Source organism: Streptomyces sp. NPDC039462 (genome assembly GCF_055639375.1).
The window spans coordinates 938536-953411 of the sequence record NZ_JBVKAO010000002.1 but is presented as its reverse complement, the minus strand read 5'-3'; the positions used below and the strand labels follow the sequence as shown (position 1 = coordinate 953411).

The 14876-nt window shown below is 72.3% G+C and carries 14 protein-coding genes; 4 read left to right on the top strand and 10 right to left on the bottom strand.

Translation table 11 applies throughout. From position 1 onward, the window contains the following. Positions 1-55: 55 nt before the first annotated feature. Positions 56-790: a TetR/AcrR family transcriptional regulator gene (locus ACZ7LU_RS14855; protein WP_398300546.1), complete on the top strand. Its 735-nt coding sequence runs from the start codon at positions 56-58 to the stop codon at positions 788-790. A 103-nt stretch (positions 791-893) separates the two neighbouring features. Here ACZ7LU_RS14855 and ACZ7LU_RS14850 read toward each other — a convergent pair whose 3' ends face one another. The 3 genes from ACZ7LU_RS14850 to deoC are packed head-to-tail and all read right to left on the bottom strand — an operon-like array spanning position 894 to position 4173. Next, positions 894-1799: an aldehyde dehydrogenase family protein gene (locus ACZ7LU_RS14850; RefSeq protein ID WP_471916864.1), complete on the bottom strand. Its 906-nt coding sequence runs from the start codon at positions 1797-1799 to the stop codon at positions 894-896. Then, a complete protein-coding gene (locus tag ACZ7LU_RS14845) occupies positions 1792-3231 on the bottom strand; it encodes an aldehyde dehydrogenase family protein (protein WP_468087713.1) in 1440 nt (479 codons plus the stop codon). Before ACZ7LU_RS14845 ends, ACZ7LU_RS14850 begins: the two co-directional genes overlap by 8 nt. A 3-nt stretch (positions 3232-3234) precedes the next feature. Beyond that, positions 3235-4173 (bottom strand): deoxyribose-phosphate aldolase, encoded by a 939-nt coding sequence (gene deoC, locus ACZ7LU_RS14840; RefSeq protein WP_398301411.1) that lies wholly within the window; start codon positions 4171-4173, stop codon positions 3235-3237. An 88-nt stretch (positions 4174-4261) separates the two neighbouring features. Here deoC and ACZ7LU_RS14835 point away from each other — a divergent pair, with 88 nt between their 5' ends. Continuing rightward, positions 4262-4897 (top strand): PH domain-containing protein, encoded by a 636-nt coding sequence (locus ACZ7LU_RS14835; RefSeq protein WP_471916863.1) that lies wholly within the window; start codon positions 4262-4264, stop codon positions 4895-4897. Positions 4898-4904: 7 nt separating this feature from the next. Here ACZ7LU_RS14835 and ACZ7LU_RS14830 read toward each other — a convergent pair whose 3' ends face one another. The 4 genes from ACZ7LU_RS14830 to ACZ7LU_RS14815 form a co-directional block, all read right to left on the bottom strand. Beyond that, a complete protein-coding gene (locus ACZ7LU_RS14830) occupies positions 4905-6125 on the bottom strand; it encodes a hypothetical protein (protein WP_471916862.1) in 1221 nt (406 codons plus the stop codon). A 182-nt stretch (positions 6126-6307) separates the two neighbouring features. Continuing rightward, positions 6308-7978, bottom strand: a complete 1671-nt coding sequence (locus ACZ7LU_RS14825) for a phospho-sugar mutase (protein WP_471916861.1) — start codon at positions 7976-7978, stop codon at positions 6308-6310. Between the two features lie 843 nt (positions 7979-8821). Further along, entirely contained in the window at positions 8822-9646 is an 825-nt protein-coding gene (locus tag ACZ7LU_RS14820) for a purine-nucleoside phosphorylase (protein WP_398300556.1), read from the bottom strand. Between the two features lie 113 nt (positions 9647-9759). After that, the gene (locus ACZ7LU_RS14815) at positions 9760-10197 is read right to left on the bottom strand and encodes a gamma-glutamylcyclotransferase family protein (protein ID WP_362998771.1); all 438 of its coding nucleotides are present in this window, start codon (positions 10195-10197) and stop codon (positions 9760-9762) included. Between the two features lie 121 nt (positions 10198-10318). On the opposite strand from ACZ7LU_RS14815, the gene ACZ7LU_RS14810 reads away from it, so the two are divergent. Both ACZ7LU_RS14810 and ACZ7LU_RS14805 read left to right on the top strand, forming a co-directional pair. Further along, positions 10319-11767, top strand: a complete 1449-nt coding sequence (locus ACZ7LU_RS14810) for an NAD(P)H-quinone dehydrogenase (RefSeq protein ID WP_362998773.1) — start codon at positions 10319-10321, stop codon at positions 11765-11767. A 176-nt stretch (positions 11768-11943) separates the two neighbouring features. Continuing rightward, entirely contained in the window at positions 11944-12915 is a 972-nt protein-coding gene (locus tag ACZ7LU_RS14805; protein ID WP_398300560.1) for a DeoR/GlpR family DNA-binding transcription regulator, read from the top strand. Positions 12916-12950: 35 nt separating this feature from the next. On the opposite strand, the gene ACZ7LU_RS14800 is transcribed toward ACZ7LU_RS14805, so the two are convergent. The 3 genes from ACZ7LU_RS14800 to ACZ7LU_RS14790 form a co-directional block, all read right to left on the bottom strand. Continuing rightward, positions 12951-13514 (bottom strand): TetR/AcrR family transcriptional regulator, encoded by a 564-nt coding sequence (locus tag ACZ7LU_RS14800; protein ID WP_398301413.1) that lies wholly within the window; start codon positions 13512-13514, stop codon positions 12951-12953. A 132-nt stretch (positions 13515-13646) separates the two neighbouring features. Then, positions 13647-13826 (bottom strand): hypothetical protein, encoded by a 180-nt coding sequence (locus ACZ7LU_RS14795; protein ID WP_398300562.1) that lies wholly within the window; start codon positions 13824-13826, stop codon positions 13647-13649. After that, positions 13826-14674 (bottom strand): hypothetical protein, encoded by an 849-nt coding sequence (locus ACZ7LU_RS14790; protein WP_471916860.1) that lies wholly within the window; start codon positions 14672-14674, stop codon positions 13826-13828. Before ACZ7LU_RS14790 ends, ACZ7LU_RS14795 begins: the two co-directional genes overlap by 1 nt. Positions 14675-14876: the final 202 nt, after the last annotated feature.

Below are 14876 nucleotides of genomic sequence, written 5' to 3'. Positions count from 1 at the left end.
TGCGTACAACGTACACATCGATGTGTACGGCGTCTACTGGGGATACGGTGTACGCATGGCCACACAGAAGAAGAGCGAACCCGACGTCTCGCTCTGGGAGCGCATGGAGCGCCCGGCAGCCACGCAGCGTGCCGCGCTGACGCCACAGAAGATCGCGGAAGTCGCCGTGAAGGTCGCCGACGCCGAAGGCTTCGCCGCCGTCACCATGCGCCGCCTCGCCACCGAGCTGGGCGTCGCGCCCATGGCCGCCTACCGCCACGTCTCCGGCAAGGACGACCTGTGGGCGCTCATGGTCGACCGGGTGACGGCCGAGATCGTCGTGCCCGCGGAGGTGACCGGCTGGCGGGAGGTGCTGCGCGCGTACGCCGTCGCGAGCCGGCTCCTGATGCTGGACCACCCCTGGCTCGCCCAGCTCCCCACGCCGCACTTCGCCCTGACGCCCAACCGGATGGCGATGGCGGAGCGGCAGCTCGCCGCGCTGGAGCGGCACGGCCTCGACGCCGACACGATCATGGCGGCCTTCCGCACCGTCGGCGCCTATGTGCACGGCGTCAGCCAGTCGGAGGTGGCGCTGCGCCAGTACATGGAGGAGAACGGCTGGACCAGCGGCGACGACGCGCGCCAAGGGCTCGCGCCGCAGATGACGTACCTGATGGAGACCGGCCGCTACCCGGCCTACCGGCGCTACGCGCTGGCGGCGGGCCGCAAGGACGACGCGGCCTGGCAGTTCGAGACGGGCCTCGACTGCGTCCTGGACGGCATCGCGGTCCGGCTCGGCCTCGCCCCCTGAACCGGCCTCGCACGCCGGACGTGACGAAGTCCAGGTCTCCTGGACATGACGAAGCCCCGGCCTCCTGGACGGAGGAGGCCAGGGCTTCGCTGTGCGGCAGTGGTTAGTAGGCCGAGCCGGACGCGCCCAGCGAACCCGTGGGGTGCCAGACCGTCTTGGTCTCGAGGAAGGCCGTCAGGCGGCGCGTGCCGGGGTCGGCGGTCCAGTCCGTGTCCACAGGCTGTGGACGCAGGACGCGCTTGAGGTTGTCCGCGGCCGCGATCTCCAGCTCCCGGGCGAGCTCCGGGCCCGCGCCGGTCAGGTCGATCGCGTTGACGTCCTGGTGGGCGGCGAGCGGGGCCGCGATCTCGGCGGTCTTGCCGGTGAGGATGTTGACCACACCGCCCGGGACGTCCGAGGTCGCAAGGACCTCGCCCAGCGAGAGGGCCGGGAGCGGGGACTTCTCGGCGGCGACGACCACGGCGGTGTTGCCCGTGGCGATCACCGGGGCGATCACCGAGACCAGGCCGAGGAGCGACGACTCCTGGGGCGCGAGGACCGCGACCACACCGGTCGGCTCCGGCGTCGACAGGTTGAAGAACGGGCCGGCGACCGGGTTGGCGCCGCCCACGACCTGGGTGATCTTGTCGGTCCAGCCCGCGTACCAGACCCAGCGGTCGATCGCCGCGTCGACCTGGGCGGCGGCCTTCGACTTGGAGACGCCCTCGGCGTCGGCGACCTCGCGCGCGAACTGGTCGCGGCGGCCCTCCAGCATCTCGGCGACGCGGTAGAGCACCTGGCCGCGGTTGTACGCGGTCGCGCCGGCCCAGCCGCCCTGCGCCTTGCGGGCGGCCACCACGGCGTCACGGGCGTCCTTGCGGGACGACAGCGGCGCGTTGGCCAGCCACGTGTTCTTCGTGTCGGTCACCTCGTACACCCGGCCGCTCTCGCTGCGGGGGAACTTGCCCCCCACGTACAGCTTGTAGGTCTTGAAGACGCCAAGTCGCCGCTGCTCGGACTTGTCAGACATCGAGGTACGCCTCCAGACCGTGGCGGCCGCCCTCGCGGCCGAAGCCCGACTCCTTGTAGCCGCCGAAGGGCGAGGTCGGGTCGAACTTGTTGAACGTGTTGGCCCAGACGACGCCCGCCCGGAGCTTGTTCGCGACCGCGAGGATGCGGGAGCCCTTCTCCGTCCAGATGCCGGCGGAGAGCCCGTACTGCGTGTTGTTGGCCTTGGCGACGGCCTCGTCCGGCGTGCGGAAGCTGAGCACGGAAAGGACCGGGCCGAAGATCTCGTCGCGGGCGATGGTGTGCGCCTGCGTCACGTTCGTGAAGAGGGTCGGCGCGAACCAGTAGCCGGACGTGGGGAGCTCGCACGCCGGCGACCAGCGCTCGGCGCCCTCCGCCTCACCGGTCTCGGCGAGCGCGGTGATGCGGGCCAGCTGCTCGGCGGAGTTGATCGCGCCGATGTCGGTGTTCTTGTCGAGCGGGTCGCCGAGGCGCAGCGTCGACAGGCGGCGCTTGAGCGAGTCGAGCAGCTCCTCCTGGATCGACTCCTGTACGAGGAGGCGCGAACCGGCGCAGCAGACCTGGCCCTGGTTGAAGAAGATGCCGGTGACGATGCCCTCGACGGCCTGGTCGATGGGGGCGTCGTCGAAGACGATGTTCGCGCCCTTGCCGCCCAGTTCGAGCGTGACCTTCTTGTCGGTGCCCGCGACCTGGCGGGCGATCGCCTTGCCGACGGCGGTGGAGCCGGTGAAGGCCACCTTGTTGACGTCGGGGTGGGCGGTCAGGGCCGCGCCCGCGTCGCCGTACCCGGGGAGGATGTTGACGACGCCCTTGGGCAGGCCCGCCTGGCGGCAGATGTCCGCGAAGAAGAGCGCGGACAGCGGGGTCGTCTCGGCGGGCTTCAGGACGACCGTGTTGCCGGTGGCGAGCGCCGGGGCGATCTTCCAGGCCAGCATCAGGAGCGGGAAGTTCCACGGGATGACCTGGCCCGCGACGCCGAGCGGCCGGGGGTTCGCGCCGTACCCCGCGTGGTCGAGCTTGTCGGCCCAGCCCGCGTAGTAGAAGAAGTGCGCGGCGACCAGGGGGAGGTCCGCGTCGCGGGTCTCCTTGATCGGCTTTCCGTTGTCCAGCGTCTCCAGGACGGCCAGTTCGCGGCTGCGCTCCTGGATGATCCGGGCGATGCGGAAGAGGTACTTGGCGCGCTCGGCGCCCGGCAGCGCCGACCACTTCTCGAAGGCCCTGCGGGCGGCCTGCACCGCGCGGTCGACGTCTTCGGAGGAGGCCTGCGCGACTTCGGAGAGGACCTCTTCGGTGGACGGCGAGACGGTCTTGAAGACCTTGCCGTCGGCGGCCTCGGTGAACTCGCCGTCGATGAACAGGCCGTACGACGGGGCGATGTCGACGACGGAGCGGGACTCCGGCGCCGGTGCGTACTCGAAAGGAGTGGAGGTCATGGGTCAGTCCACCGTCACGTAGTCAGGGCCGGAGTAGCGGCCGGTGGCCAGCTTCTGGCGCTGCATCAGCAGGTCGTTGAGGAGCGACGAGGCGCCGAAGCGGAACCAGTGGTTGTCCAGCCAGTCCGGGCCCGCCGTCTCGTTCACCAGGACGAGGAACTTCACCGCGTCCTTGGTCGAGCGGATGCCGCCCGCGGGCTTCACGCCGATCTGCACCCCGGTCTGCGCGCGGAAGTCGCGGACGGCCTCCAGCATCAGCAGGGTGTTCGAAGGGGTGGCGTTGACGCCGACCTTGCCGGTCGAGGTCTTGATGAAGTCGGCGCCCGCGATCATGCCGATCCAGCTGGCGCGCTTGATGTTGTCGTACGTCGAGAGCTCACCGGTCTCGAAGATGACCTTCAGGCGGGCGGTGCCGCAGGCCTCCTTCACGGCGCGGATCTGCTCGAACACCGTCATGTAGTCGCCGGAGAGGAAGGCTCCACGGTCGATGACCATGTCGATCTCGTCGGCACCGGCCGCGACCGCCTCGCGCACGTCGCCGAGCTTCACCTCGATGGCCGCGCGGCCCGCGGGGAAGGCGGTCGCGACGGACGCGACCTTCACGCCGCTGCCCGCGACGGCCTCCTTGGCGGTGGCGACCATGTCCGGATAGACGCAGACGGCCGCGGTGCGCGGCGTGCCACGGTCCGTGGGGTCCGGGTTCACGGCCTTCGCGCCGAGCGCCCGGACCTTGCCCGGGGTGTCGGCGCCCTCCAGCGTCGTCAGGTCGATCATGGAGATGGCCAGGTCGATGGCGTACGCCTTCGCCGTGGTCTTGATCGAACGGGTACCGAGCGAGGCGGCACGCGCCTCCAGGCCGACCGCGTCGACGCCGGGCAGTCCGTGCAGGAAGCGGCGGAGCGTGCTCTCGGACGCGGTCACGTCAGCGAATGCAGTGGGCATGGTCACGAGGGGAGCATATCTACGCGCGTAGCTGCTGTACAGGGGTGGGGGCCGGACCCCGCTACGGGGCTTCAGGCAGAATCAGGGTATGAGCGACCCTCAAGACCCCGTGGCGGAGCCCGCCTACAAGGACCGCACCTTCCGGTCCCCGGCCGGTATCGCCGGCGGTGTCCTGCTGCTCGCCCTGGGCGCCTGGCTCGGCATCGACGCCGTGATCCGCGGCGAGGGCCGCACCCCCTGGCTCGCGCTCGCCGGGCTGCTCTTCGCCGTGCCGCTCGTCGTCGCCTTCACCGTGCGGCCCGCCGTGTACGCCAACGACGACCGGCTCCGCGTCCGGAACCCCTTCAGGACCATCACGCTGCCCTGGGCGTCCGTCGCGACGCTCCGCTCCGGTTACTCGAACGAGGTCCTCACCACCACCGGAGCCAAGTTCCAGCTCTGGGCGATCCCCGTCTCGCTGCGCGGCCGCAAGAAGGCGGCGCGCCGGCAGTCGCAGGCCGCCGCGTCCGGCGACCCCACGGGCGGCCGCCCCTTCCTCGACCCCCACGCACCGTCCACCCGCGCCTCGGGCGACCAGTCCATGGACGAGCTCCGCGAACTCGCCGAGCAGCGCGCCGCCTCAGAGTCCGCACAGGGCGAGCCCGCGGTGCGCTGGGCGTACGAGATCGTCGCGCCGTGCGTGGCGGGGGCCGTGCTGCTCGCGGTGGTGCTGGCGGTGGCCTGAGGGCCATCTACGGAGGGCCGTGCCAGCCCAGGAGCATGTGGCCGCCGAACACGGCTGACATGAGCGCCGCCGAGGCCAGCAGCGTCACGAGCACGTGCGTCCTCGCGCGCGCCAGCGCCACGGCGACGGGCAGCAGCAGCGGGAAGCCGGGCAGCAGGAAGCGGGCCCGCGGGAAATAGACCCCGCTGCTGCCGAGCACGATCAGGAGCAGCAGGCCGCTGAAGACCAGCAGGGGCAGCGGCTGCCGGTCGCCCGCCGACAGGACGAAGAGGACGACCGAGCCCAGCAGGACCACTGTCACCATCGCCACGAACAGCGCGGGGCGCTCGGTCACGAACAGGTCCCGCATCCGCCGCAGCGTCCCGACACCGCCGTCCCACTCGTTGCGCCACAGCTTCTGTACGGCGAAGTAGCCGTCCCAGCGGCCCAGGCGCAGGCCCACCCAGCCGACGTACGAGAGCCAGCCGAGGGGGGCGATGACGGCGGCCAGGAGCGGCCGTACGGAGGCTTGTGCGGAGAAGGCCTTGCGCAGGGCGAGCAGCGCCGTCACGGATACCGCCGCGGCCACCGCCACCCCCGTGGGGCGGGTGAGCCCCGCCAGAGCGGCCAGGGAGCCCGCCCACAGCCAGCGGCCGCTGAGCACCGCGTACAGCGACCAGGCGCAGACCGCGGTGAACAGGGACTCCGTGTAGCCCATCCACTGCACGAGAGCGACCGGCAGGCTGCCCCAGAGGACCGCGAGGACGATCCCGGCCCGGCGGCCGTACAGCCGGTCGCCCACCGCGAAGATGCCCCACGCCGCGAGCAGCGAGGCGGCCACCGAGACCGACAGGCCCGCCGCGCCGCGCGGCAGCCAGGGCAGCAGGGCGTCGCCCGCCCTGATGAGCAGCGGGTACAGCGGGAAGAAGGCGAGGTTGTTCCCGTCGACGCGGGTGCCGAGCTCGTGGGCGTAGCCGTCGCTCGCGATCCGCAGGTACCAGTCGCAGTCCCAGGACTCCATGAGCAGATGCCGCACCCCGCGGCCGTCGCGGTGCGCCCACAGGGTGAACACGAGCAGGCCGAGCCCGCGTACGGCCGTGTACGCGGCGAGGGCGGGCGCGGCGTGGCGCAGGGCGCGGGCCGCGCCCGCCAACGGCCCCTGGGGCACGCGCGGCTCGCCCTCCGGGCTCCTGGACGCGGGGACGCGGGACGGGACGGCGGTCGAGGGCTCGGAGAATCCGTACGGCACTGCGGCGGCTCCCGGAACGTGAAAGTGCGCTACCGGTCCTCCCTTCCTGGGGGACCGGCAGCGCACCGGGTCACTGCGGCAGGTGCGTCAGCGGAACCACTCGGACGGGTGATCAGGCCCTCTCGTGGAGTCCGGCCGGGCTCACGGGTCGCGTCGGAACGGGCCGCGTCAGACGGCCGGCGTCAGATGCCCGCCGCCGCCGCGAGGTCGCGCTTGATCGCGGCGAGGGTGTCCGTCGCACGGGTGCGGGCCGCGGGAAGGTCCGTCCTGGACTCCACCGGGACCACGACCTCCAGGTAGCACTTCAGCTTCGGCTCGGTGCCGCTCGGGCGGACGATGACGCGGGCGCCGTCGAGGGTGTAGCGCAGGCCGTCCGTGGGCGGCAGCGTGTCCGTGCCCCGCGTCAGGTCCTCCGCCTTCGTCACGGGCAGGCCCGCGAGCTCCGTCGGCGGCTGCTCACGCAGGCGGCGCATCGCGTCCGCGATCACGGACAGGTCCTCCACGCGGACCGACAGCTGGTCGGTGGCGTGCAGGCCGTGTTCCAGGGCCAGGTCGTCGAGGAGGTCGAGGAACGTGCGGCCCCGCTCCTTGAGCTCGGAGGCCAGCTCGGTCAGGAGCAGCGCCGCCGTGATGCCGTCCTTGTCGCGTACGCCCTCGGGGTCGACGCAGTAGCCGAGCGCCTCCTCGTAGCCGTAGCGCAGGCCGTCGACGCGGGCGATCCACTTGAAGCCGGTCAGGGTCTCCTCGTACGCGAGGCCCGCCTTCTCGGCGATCCGGCCGAGGAGCGAGGAGGAGACGATCGACTCAGCGAACGTGCCCTGCGCTCCCCGCTCGACCAGGTGCGCGGCGAGGAGGGCGCCCACCTCGTCGCCGCGGAGCATCCGCCACTCGGTGCCCTCCTTGACGGCGGCGGCACAGCGGTCCGCGTCCGGGTCGTTGGCGATGATCAGGTCGGGGGCGGGGGTGGTGCGGGCCGCCGTCGCGAAGGCCAGGTCCATCGCGCCCGGCTCCTCCGGGTTCGGGAACGCGACCGTGGGGAAGTCCGGGTCCGGCTCGGCCTGCTCGGCGACGAGCGCGGGGGCGGGGAAGCCGGCGCGGGCGAAGGCGGCGAGGAGGGTGTCCTTGCCGACGCCGTGCATCGCCGTGTAGACGGCGCGGGCGGTGCGGGGGGAGTCCGGGGCGAGGACGGCGTCCGTGCGGGCCAGGTAGGCGTCGAGGACGTCGTCGCCGAGGGTCTCCCAGCCGGTCTCCGGGCGGGGGACGTCGTGGAGGCTCGCGATCGCGTCGATCTGCGCCGCGATCTCCGCGTCGGCGGGCGGCACGATCTGGGAGCCGTCGCCGAGGTAGACCTTGTAGCCGTTGTCGCGCGGCGGGTTGTGGCTGGCCGTCACCTCCACGCCCGCCACCGCGCCCAGGTGCCTTATGGCGAAGGCGAGGACGGGGGTGGGGAGGGGGCGGGGGAGGACGGCGGCGCGGAGGCCCGCGCCGGTCATCACGGCGGCGGTGTCGCGGGCGAAGTCGGCGGACTTGTGGCGGGCGTCGTAGCCGATGACTACGAGGCCGGCGGTGTCGCCGGTGTCGCCGGTGTCGCCGGTGCCGCTCTGGGCCTTCAGGTACGCGGCGAGGCCGGCGGCGGCGCGGATCACGACGGAGCGGTTCATCCGCATGGGGCCCGCGCCGAGTTCGCCGCGGAGGCCGGCGGTGCCGAACTGGAGGGTGCCGGCGAAGCGTGCGGTCAGCTCGTCGACGTCCTGGGCGTCGATGAGCTTGCCGAGCTCCTCGCGGGTCTCGGGGTCCGGGTCCTCGGCCAGCCAGGCCTGGGCCCGCGCGATGAGTTCAGAGGTGTCCTGCACGATTTCTTCAGCCTCTCGTGTACGCGTTGTCTGGCGGGGCGCCTTGGGCGGGCCGTCTCGCCTTTGCTTCGTCTGTGGGCCGGGCGGGTTCTGGCGGGGGCGCCTTGTGCGGGGGGCGCCTTTGCTTCGTCTGTGGGGCGGGGCCGCGGGGGTATGTGCGTACTCGCCATCCCTGCGCCGCGCCTCAAGTCCAAAGACGCCAGAGTGTGCTCGGTGCTCCGTTCGCACATACCCCCACGTCCCCTCGGGCGCGCTCGCGGCTGCGGCCCGGTGGGGCCCGGCCCTGTGCGGCTCGTCGTCGGTGTCCATCGCCTCTGGGCGGCCGTGGGGCGGCCCGGGCGACTCGCACGCCCGCCACACCGCCGCCTCCTCTGGTCCCACAGAAGGACTGGCATTAAACGCAAGCGGTTTGTGGGGGTGGCTGGGCTTCGTGGGGCCTCCCGGGTTCTCTCCGCTGGGCGCCCTGGGGCTCCCAGCCCCTGCCGGGCGTCCCGGGGTCGGCCCTTCGGTCGGCCTCTTCCCCCCCCGCCGGGCGTCTGGGGGCCGCCCCCTTTCCCTGCCGGGCGTCCGGGGCCGCCCCCTCCCCCCGCCGGGCGTTCGGGGGCCGCCCCCTTCCCCCGGCCGGGCGTCCCGGGTGCCCCCTCCCGCCCACCCCTACTGCCCCCTGAACGTCCCGGGAGCCCCCACCCACCCACCCGCCCCTACCCCGCTGGACGTCGCGGGGCAAACGGGTGGGTGGGTGGGAGGTATCCGCCGCGAAGCGGCGGGCTAGTCCGGGGCACGCACGGAGGCGGTGCGGGGAGGTCGACCAGGGGACCGCCCCCGGTCAAGGCGCCCCGCCCGTCAGATGCGGTTGAGGACCTTGCCCAGGAGCTCGCCCATCCGGGTGGCACTGTCGCGGCCCGCCTGGAGGACCTCCTCGTGGTTGAGGGGCTCACCCGTCATGCCCGCGGCGAGGTTCGTGACCAGGGAGATGCCGAGGACCTCCGCACCCGCCTCGCGCGCGGCGATGGCCTCGAGAACCGTGGACATGCCGACCAGGTCCGCACCGATCGTGCGGGCCATGCGGATCTCCGCAGGGGTCTCGTAGTGCGGGCCGGGGAACTGGGCGTAGACGCCCTCTTCGAGGGAGGGGTCGATCTCCTTGCACAGGGCGCGCAGCCGCGGCGAGTACAGGTCCGTGAGGTCGACGAAGTTCGCGCCGATGATCGGGGACGTCGCCGTCAGGTTGAGGTGGTCGCTGATCAGCACCGGCTGGCCGGGGCGCATGCCCTCGCGGAGGCCACCGCAGCCGTTGGTCAGCACGATGGTCTTGCAGCCGGCGGCCACGGCGGTGCGGACACCGTGCGAGACGGCGGCCACGCCACGGCCCTCGTAATAGTGGGTGCGGCCCAGGAAGACCAGGGCGCGCTTGTCGCCGATCTGGAAGGAGCGGATGCGGCCGCCGTGTCCCTCGACCGCCGGCGGCGGGAAGCCGGGCAGCTCGGTGACGGCGAAGTCGGCCTCGGGCTCGCCCAGCGCGTCGACGGCCGGCGCCCAGCCGGAGCCCATCACGAGCGCGACGTCGTGGGTCTCGGCGCCCGTCAGCTCGCGCAGGCGCGCGGCGGCGGCGTCGGCGGAGGCGTAAGGGTCGCCCTGGATGTCGTCCGGAATAACTGAAGCGTTCACGCGGACGAGAGTAGCCGTTTATGGCCTACGCGCGTAGATGACGATGCTCACGGGATTCCGATCGTTGTCTTGTCGTTTCCGACGAGAGTGACGAACGGAGATGAGCGGTGACCTCAGCAGGGGCGCTTGCGGAGTTCCATCACATAGTCGTGGGGGGCTCCGGCCGATTCGGCGGCGTCCGCGAGCTCGCCCAGGTAGCGCGCCGAGGGAAGCCCGCCCTCGTATCCGTTGAGGACGTACACCCAGGCCGGTTCCTCGCCCTCCAGCGTGTGGACGCGGACCCGCATGCGCCGGTAGATGTCGAGCCCGACGCCTTCCCAGCGGTCCATGGAGTCCTCGTCCATGGGGGCGATGTCGTAGAGCGTGACGAAGACCTGGGAGCGGGGGGCCTCGACGAGGGTGGCGAGCGCGCCTTCCCAGCCCATGTGCTCCCCGCCGAAGGTGAGCCGCCAGCCGTTCAGCCAGCCGGTCGCGCGCAGCGGTGAGTGCGGGGCGCGGCGTGACATGAGCCGCGGATCCAGATTGCCGGCGTACGCGGCGTAGAGCGACATGACGTCGAGGGTACGGCAGCAATCAAGTACGCCCCTCCTGAAGTGGAAGGACCGCCCGGACGGGGGGTCCTCGCACGGACGGAGGGCCCCGGCGCGTGACCACCTTGAAGCGTGCGGGACAATGGAGTACGTGACTCGGATCGTGATCATTGGTGGCGGACCCGGCGGATATGAGGCGGCTCTCGTGGCCGCCCAGCTCGGCGCGGAGGTGACCGTCGTCGATTGCGACGGTCTGGGCGGGGCGTCGGTGCTCACCGACTGCGTGCCGTCGAAGACTCTGATCGCCACGGCCGAGGTGATGACCACCTTCGACTCCTCGTACGAGGAGCTCGGGATCATCGTCGCGGACGACACCCCCCACATCGACAGCCCCGCGCGCGTGGTGGGCGTCGACCTGGGCAAGGTCAACCGCCGTGTGAAGCGGCTCGCGCTCGCGCAGTCCCACGACATCACCGCGTCCGTCACGCGTGCGGGCGCGCGCGTGCTGCGCGGTCGCGGGCGGCTCGAAGGGCAGCAGGACACCGACGGGTCGCGGAAGGTCGTGGTGCGGGCCGCCGACGGGAGCGAGGAGACCCTCGTAGCCGACGCCGTGCTGATCGCGACCGGCGGTCACCCGCGCGAGGTCCCCGACGCGCAGCCCGACGGCGAGCGGATCCTGAACTGGACGCAGGTGTACGACCTCGACGAGCTGCCCGAGGAGCTCATCGTGGTCGGCTCGGGCGTGACGGGTGCCGAGTTCGCCGGCGCCTATCAGGCCCTCGGGTCGAACGTCACCCTCGTGTCGAGCCGGGACCGGGTGCTTCCGGGGGAGGACCCCGATGCCGCCGCCGTCCTGGAGGACGTCTTCCGGCGGCGCGGGATGAACGTGATGTCCCGTTCGCGTGCCGCTTCCGCCAAGCGGGTCGGGGACCGGGTCGAGGTCACGCTCGCCGACGGACGCGTCATCTCCGGCACGCACTGCCTGATGGCCGTCGGCGCCATTCCGAACAGCAGCGGCATGGGTCTGGAGGAGGCCGGGGTCAAGCTGAAGGACTCCGGGCACATCTGGACCGACAAGGTGTCGCGCACGTCCGCGCCGGGCGTGTACGCGGCCGGTGACGTGACCGGGATCTTCGCGCTGGCCTCCGTCGCCGCCATGCAGGGGCGCATCGCGATGTACCACTTCCTGGGCGACGCGGTGCAGCCGCTGAATCTGAAGGCCGTGTCGGCGAACGTCTTCACCGACCCCGAGATCGCGACCGTCGGCTACAGCCAGGCCGACGTCGACGGCGGCAAGATCGACGCCCGCGTCGTCAAACTGCCGCTGCTGCGGAATCCGCGCGCGAAGATGCAGGGCATCCGCGACGGATTCGTCAAGATCTTCTGCCGGCCGGGAACGGGCATCGTGGTCGGCGGTGTGGTCGTCGCACCGCGCGCTTCGGAACTGATCCATCCCATCTCGATCGCGGTCGACAACAATCTGACGGTCGAGCAGATCGCGAATGCGTTCACCGTGTACCCGTCGCTTTCGGGGTCGATCGCCGAGGTGGCGCGTCAGCTCCACACCCGGAAGACGGCGGGCGAGGGCTGATCCGCGCGGCGGGCCGAATCAACTCTCCGCAGGTCACGCACTGTTGTCGCGCATTCGCGCGGCATAGGCACTCAGAGTAAGCACCTATACCACTTCCCACCCTGCGGTGCGCACAACTTCTGTAATTCGGCGCAAACTGCTGAAAGCAGACGGTCGTTGGGGTTACTGTCAGTTTCGTGTTCGCTGCAGAACGTCGCCAATTGATCCTCGAAATGGTGCGGGCCAACGGGGCGGTATCGCTCCGTGAGCTCGCCCGCGTCGTCCAGACCTCCGAAGTGACCGTACGGCGGGACGTGCGCGCGCTGGAGGCAGAAGGACTCCTCGATCGCCGACATGGCGGTGCGGTATTGCCGGGCGGATTCACGCGGGAGTCCGGCTTTCCGCAGAAATCACATCTCGCGACCGCCGAGAAGACGGCCATCGCCGATCTCGCGGCGGGTCTCGTCGCAGAAGGCGAAGCCATCGTCGTCGGGGCGGGTACGACCACGCAGGAGCTGGCCCGCCGGCTCGCGCGGGTGCCCGGCCTGACCGTCGTCACCAATTCCCTTCTGGTGGCACAGGCGTTGGCCCACGCCAACCGGGTGGAGGTCGTCATGACCGGCGGCACCCTGCGCGGTTCGAACTACGCCCTCGTGGGCAGCGGCGCCGAGCAGTCCCTCCAGGGGCTGCGGGTGTCCCGCGCGTTCCTCTCGGGCAGTGGTCTGACCGCCGAGCGCGGCCTCTCCACGTCCAACATGCTCTCCGCGAGCGTGGACCGCGCGCTGGTCCAGGCGGCGGCCGAGGTCGTGGTCCTCGCCGACCACACCAAGCTCGGCACCGACACGATGTTCCAGACGGTGCCGACGGACGTCATCACCCGCCTGGTCACGGACGAGCCGCCGGGGCACGACGACCGTGCCGCCACGGAGCTGCAGGCGCTGGCCGACCAGGGCGTGCAGATCACGGTGGCCGGCGGTGCCGTCGGCCCTGACGCCGGGCCCGGCGTCGACTCCGTCCCCGCGGGGCGCCAGCCGCGCCGGGACGTGCCCCTGCCGGGTCAGCGGCGTACCCACGGGGCGGGCCCCGGCCAGCCGCTGCGCAGCGCGATCCTCGGGGAGCAGCCGCCCGGGGAGCGGGCGGCGCGCGTCGCGGACCTGCGCCGCCGCTGAGCCGGGCGGGGCCGGGAGCGGACGGGAGCGCGGTGTTACGCCGCGGTCTGCCCGTCGGCCTTCAGGCCCCGCAGGGTCAGCGTGAGCAGGCGGTCGGCCAGCTCCGGATCGTCCGGGGTCTCCTCGGCCGCCAGCGAGATCGCGTTGGTCAGCTGGAGCAGGTCGGAGATGGAGACGTCGGGGCGCACCGCCCCCGCCTCCTGCGCGCGGACGAGCAGCGCCGCGCCCGCCTCGCGCATCGGCTTGCTGCACCGCGCGAGCGCCGAAGTGTCGTCGTGCGACGCCGACATGAGGGCGCTCGACAGGCCGCGGTACTCACCCGCATGAGTGATGATGGCGCGCAGCCATGCCACGAGTGCCGAACACGGCTGCGGGTCGTCGAGCAGCGCGCGCGAGCGCGCGAGCAGGTCGCTCACCGCGTCCTCCCAGACCGCGCTCACCAGCGCGTGCCGGTTGGGGAAGTGCCGGTAGAGCGTGCCGATGCCGACGCCCGCGCGGCGGGCCACGTCCTCCAGGGAGGCGCCCGTGCCGTGCTCGGCGAAGGCGGCGCGGCCCTCGGCGAGCAGTCTGTCGTAGTTGCGGCGGGCGTCGGCCCGCATGGTGCGCGCCGACTGTGCCGCCTGCCGCGGCGTTCTCGCCTGCTGGCTCATGCCGGTCGTCATCCCCGCACCCTTCGTGAACGTACGCGTCCCTCAAGGATGCCACTGCCCGCGGTGCGCGACCGGCCCAGGTCAGGACTCCTGGCGGGCGAAGAAGGCGTCCAGCTCCGCCCTGGCCCTGCGTTCGCGCCGGTGCGGCGGCAGGGCGCCGCCGCGCAGGTTCCGTGCCAGCCAGAGCACCAGCGGATACGTGACGCAGGTGCCGACGGCGACTCCGGTCAGCACCCCGGCGACCAGTTCCCCCATGATCATCAACCCACCTTCGTACGGTGCTTCGCGGGGCTCGGACGGAAGCCGTCGCGGGCCGCGGCGATCATCGCGGCGCCGTTGTCCGGCGTCACCGCGCCGTAGCCGAGCAGCCGCCAGCGCCGGTCGACGGCGTCGCTTTCGTAGTACGGAACCGGGCCCGCCGCCGACGGCACCAGGAGCGGCACGGGCTCCTTCGCACAGCCGTGGCAGGCGGCGACCTCCCCGGCGGGGACGGCCACGCGCGCGTGGCCGCGCTCGTGCAGCGGGTTGAAGTAGCAGGGCGGGTCGGGCCGCAGCGGCTCCTCCGTCACCAGGGCCTCCAGGGCGCGCATCCCGACACGGCTGAACTCGACGCCCGCCACGAGCTCCCCGAGCGCGTGCGCGGCGTCGTACGCCGGGTCCGGGCTCAGCGGTTCTTCGCAGGGCGGGAGAATCACCGAGTTGCTCGCCTGGATGGCCGCCGTGACGGCGAACAGGGCCAGTTCGGCGCGGAGTCGCGGCGGCAGCGAGCAGGTGTGGTCCAGCTTGTCGCCGAGTGCGGACGCGTCGCTGAGCAGCGCGGCGCGGCGCTCGGCGTGCGGGCGCAGCGCCTCGGGGTTGCCGCCCGGGTCCGGCAGCGGGGCGCGCCAGTCGGGTGCGGGCAGCGGCAGGGCGAAGGTGTAGGGGCGGCGACGCCCCAGGGGCAGGCGGGTGAAGCGGCGCAGGAGCGCCACGGAGAGTCCTGCCGCAAGGCCCAGGACGAGTCCCGCCTCGTAGCGCTGTCCGGTGTCGGCGGTGGCCGCGAGCCAGCCGGTTGCCGATATGACGCCTGCCGCGGCCAGCAGGCACAGTACGTCCCCCGTACGTGTCACTGAAGTCCCCCCGTGGTCTTCGGCTCTACGGAAGGAGAGACGCGGTCCTGGCAGGGGCGGTTGCGGTGGCGAGTACGCCGTCGGGGCGGGGCGGGAGAGGCGGGGCGGGCCGACGGGGCGGCACTCCCCTGTTGCGGCTCCGTCCTTTATCTCCCAAACCACCCCACCAGAGGTCAGGGTCGCGCCCCCCCCCTCGGTGAGG

What these genes read in the sequence shown, in the direction of transcription:
- ACZ7LU_RS14855 (WP_398300546.1), top strand. Translation starts at nt 56, where the DNA reads ATGGCCACACAGAAGAAGAGCGAACCCGACGTCTCGCTCTGGGAGCGC.
- ACZ7LU_RS14850 (WP_471916864.1), bottom strand. Translation starts at nt 1,799, where the DNA reads ATGTCTGACAAGTCCGAGCAGCGGCGACTTGGCGTCTTCAAGACCTAC.
- ACZ7LU_RS14845 (WP_468087713.1), bottom strand. Translation starts at nt 3,231, where the DNA reads ATGACCTCCACTCCTTTCGAGTACGCACCGGCGCCGGAGTCCCGCTCC.
- deoC (WP_398301411.1), bottom strand. Translation starts at nt 4,173, where the DNA reads ATGCCCACTGCATTCGCTGACGTGACCGCGTCCGAGAGCACGCTCCGC.
- ACZ7LU_RS14835 (WP_471916863.1), top strand. Translation starts at nt 4,262, where the DNA reads ATGAGCGACCCTCAAGACCCCGTGGCGGAGCCCGCCTACAAGGACCGC.
- ACZ7LU_RS14815 (WP_362998771.1), bottom strand. Translation starts at nt 10,197, where the DNA reads ATGTCGCTCTACGCCGCGTACGCCGGCAATCTGGATCCGCGGCTCATG.
- ACZ7LU_RS14810 (WP_362998773.1), top strand. Translation starts at nt 10,319, where the DNA reads ATGGAGTACGTGACTCGGATCGTGATCATTGGTGGCGGACCCGGCGGA.
- ACZ7LU_RS14800 (WP_398301413.1), bottom strand. Translation starts at nt 13,514, where the DNA reads ATGCGGGCCGACGCCCGCCGCAACTACGACAGACTGCTCGCCGAGGGC.
- ACZ7LU_RS14795 (WP_398300562.1), bottom strand. Translation starts at nt 13,826, where the DNA reads ATGATCATGGGGGAACTGGTCGCCGGGGTGCTGACCGGAGTCGCCGTC.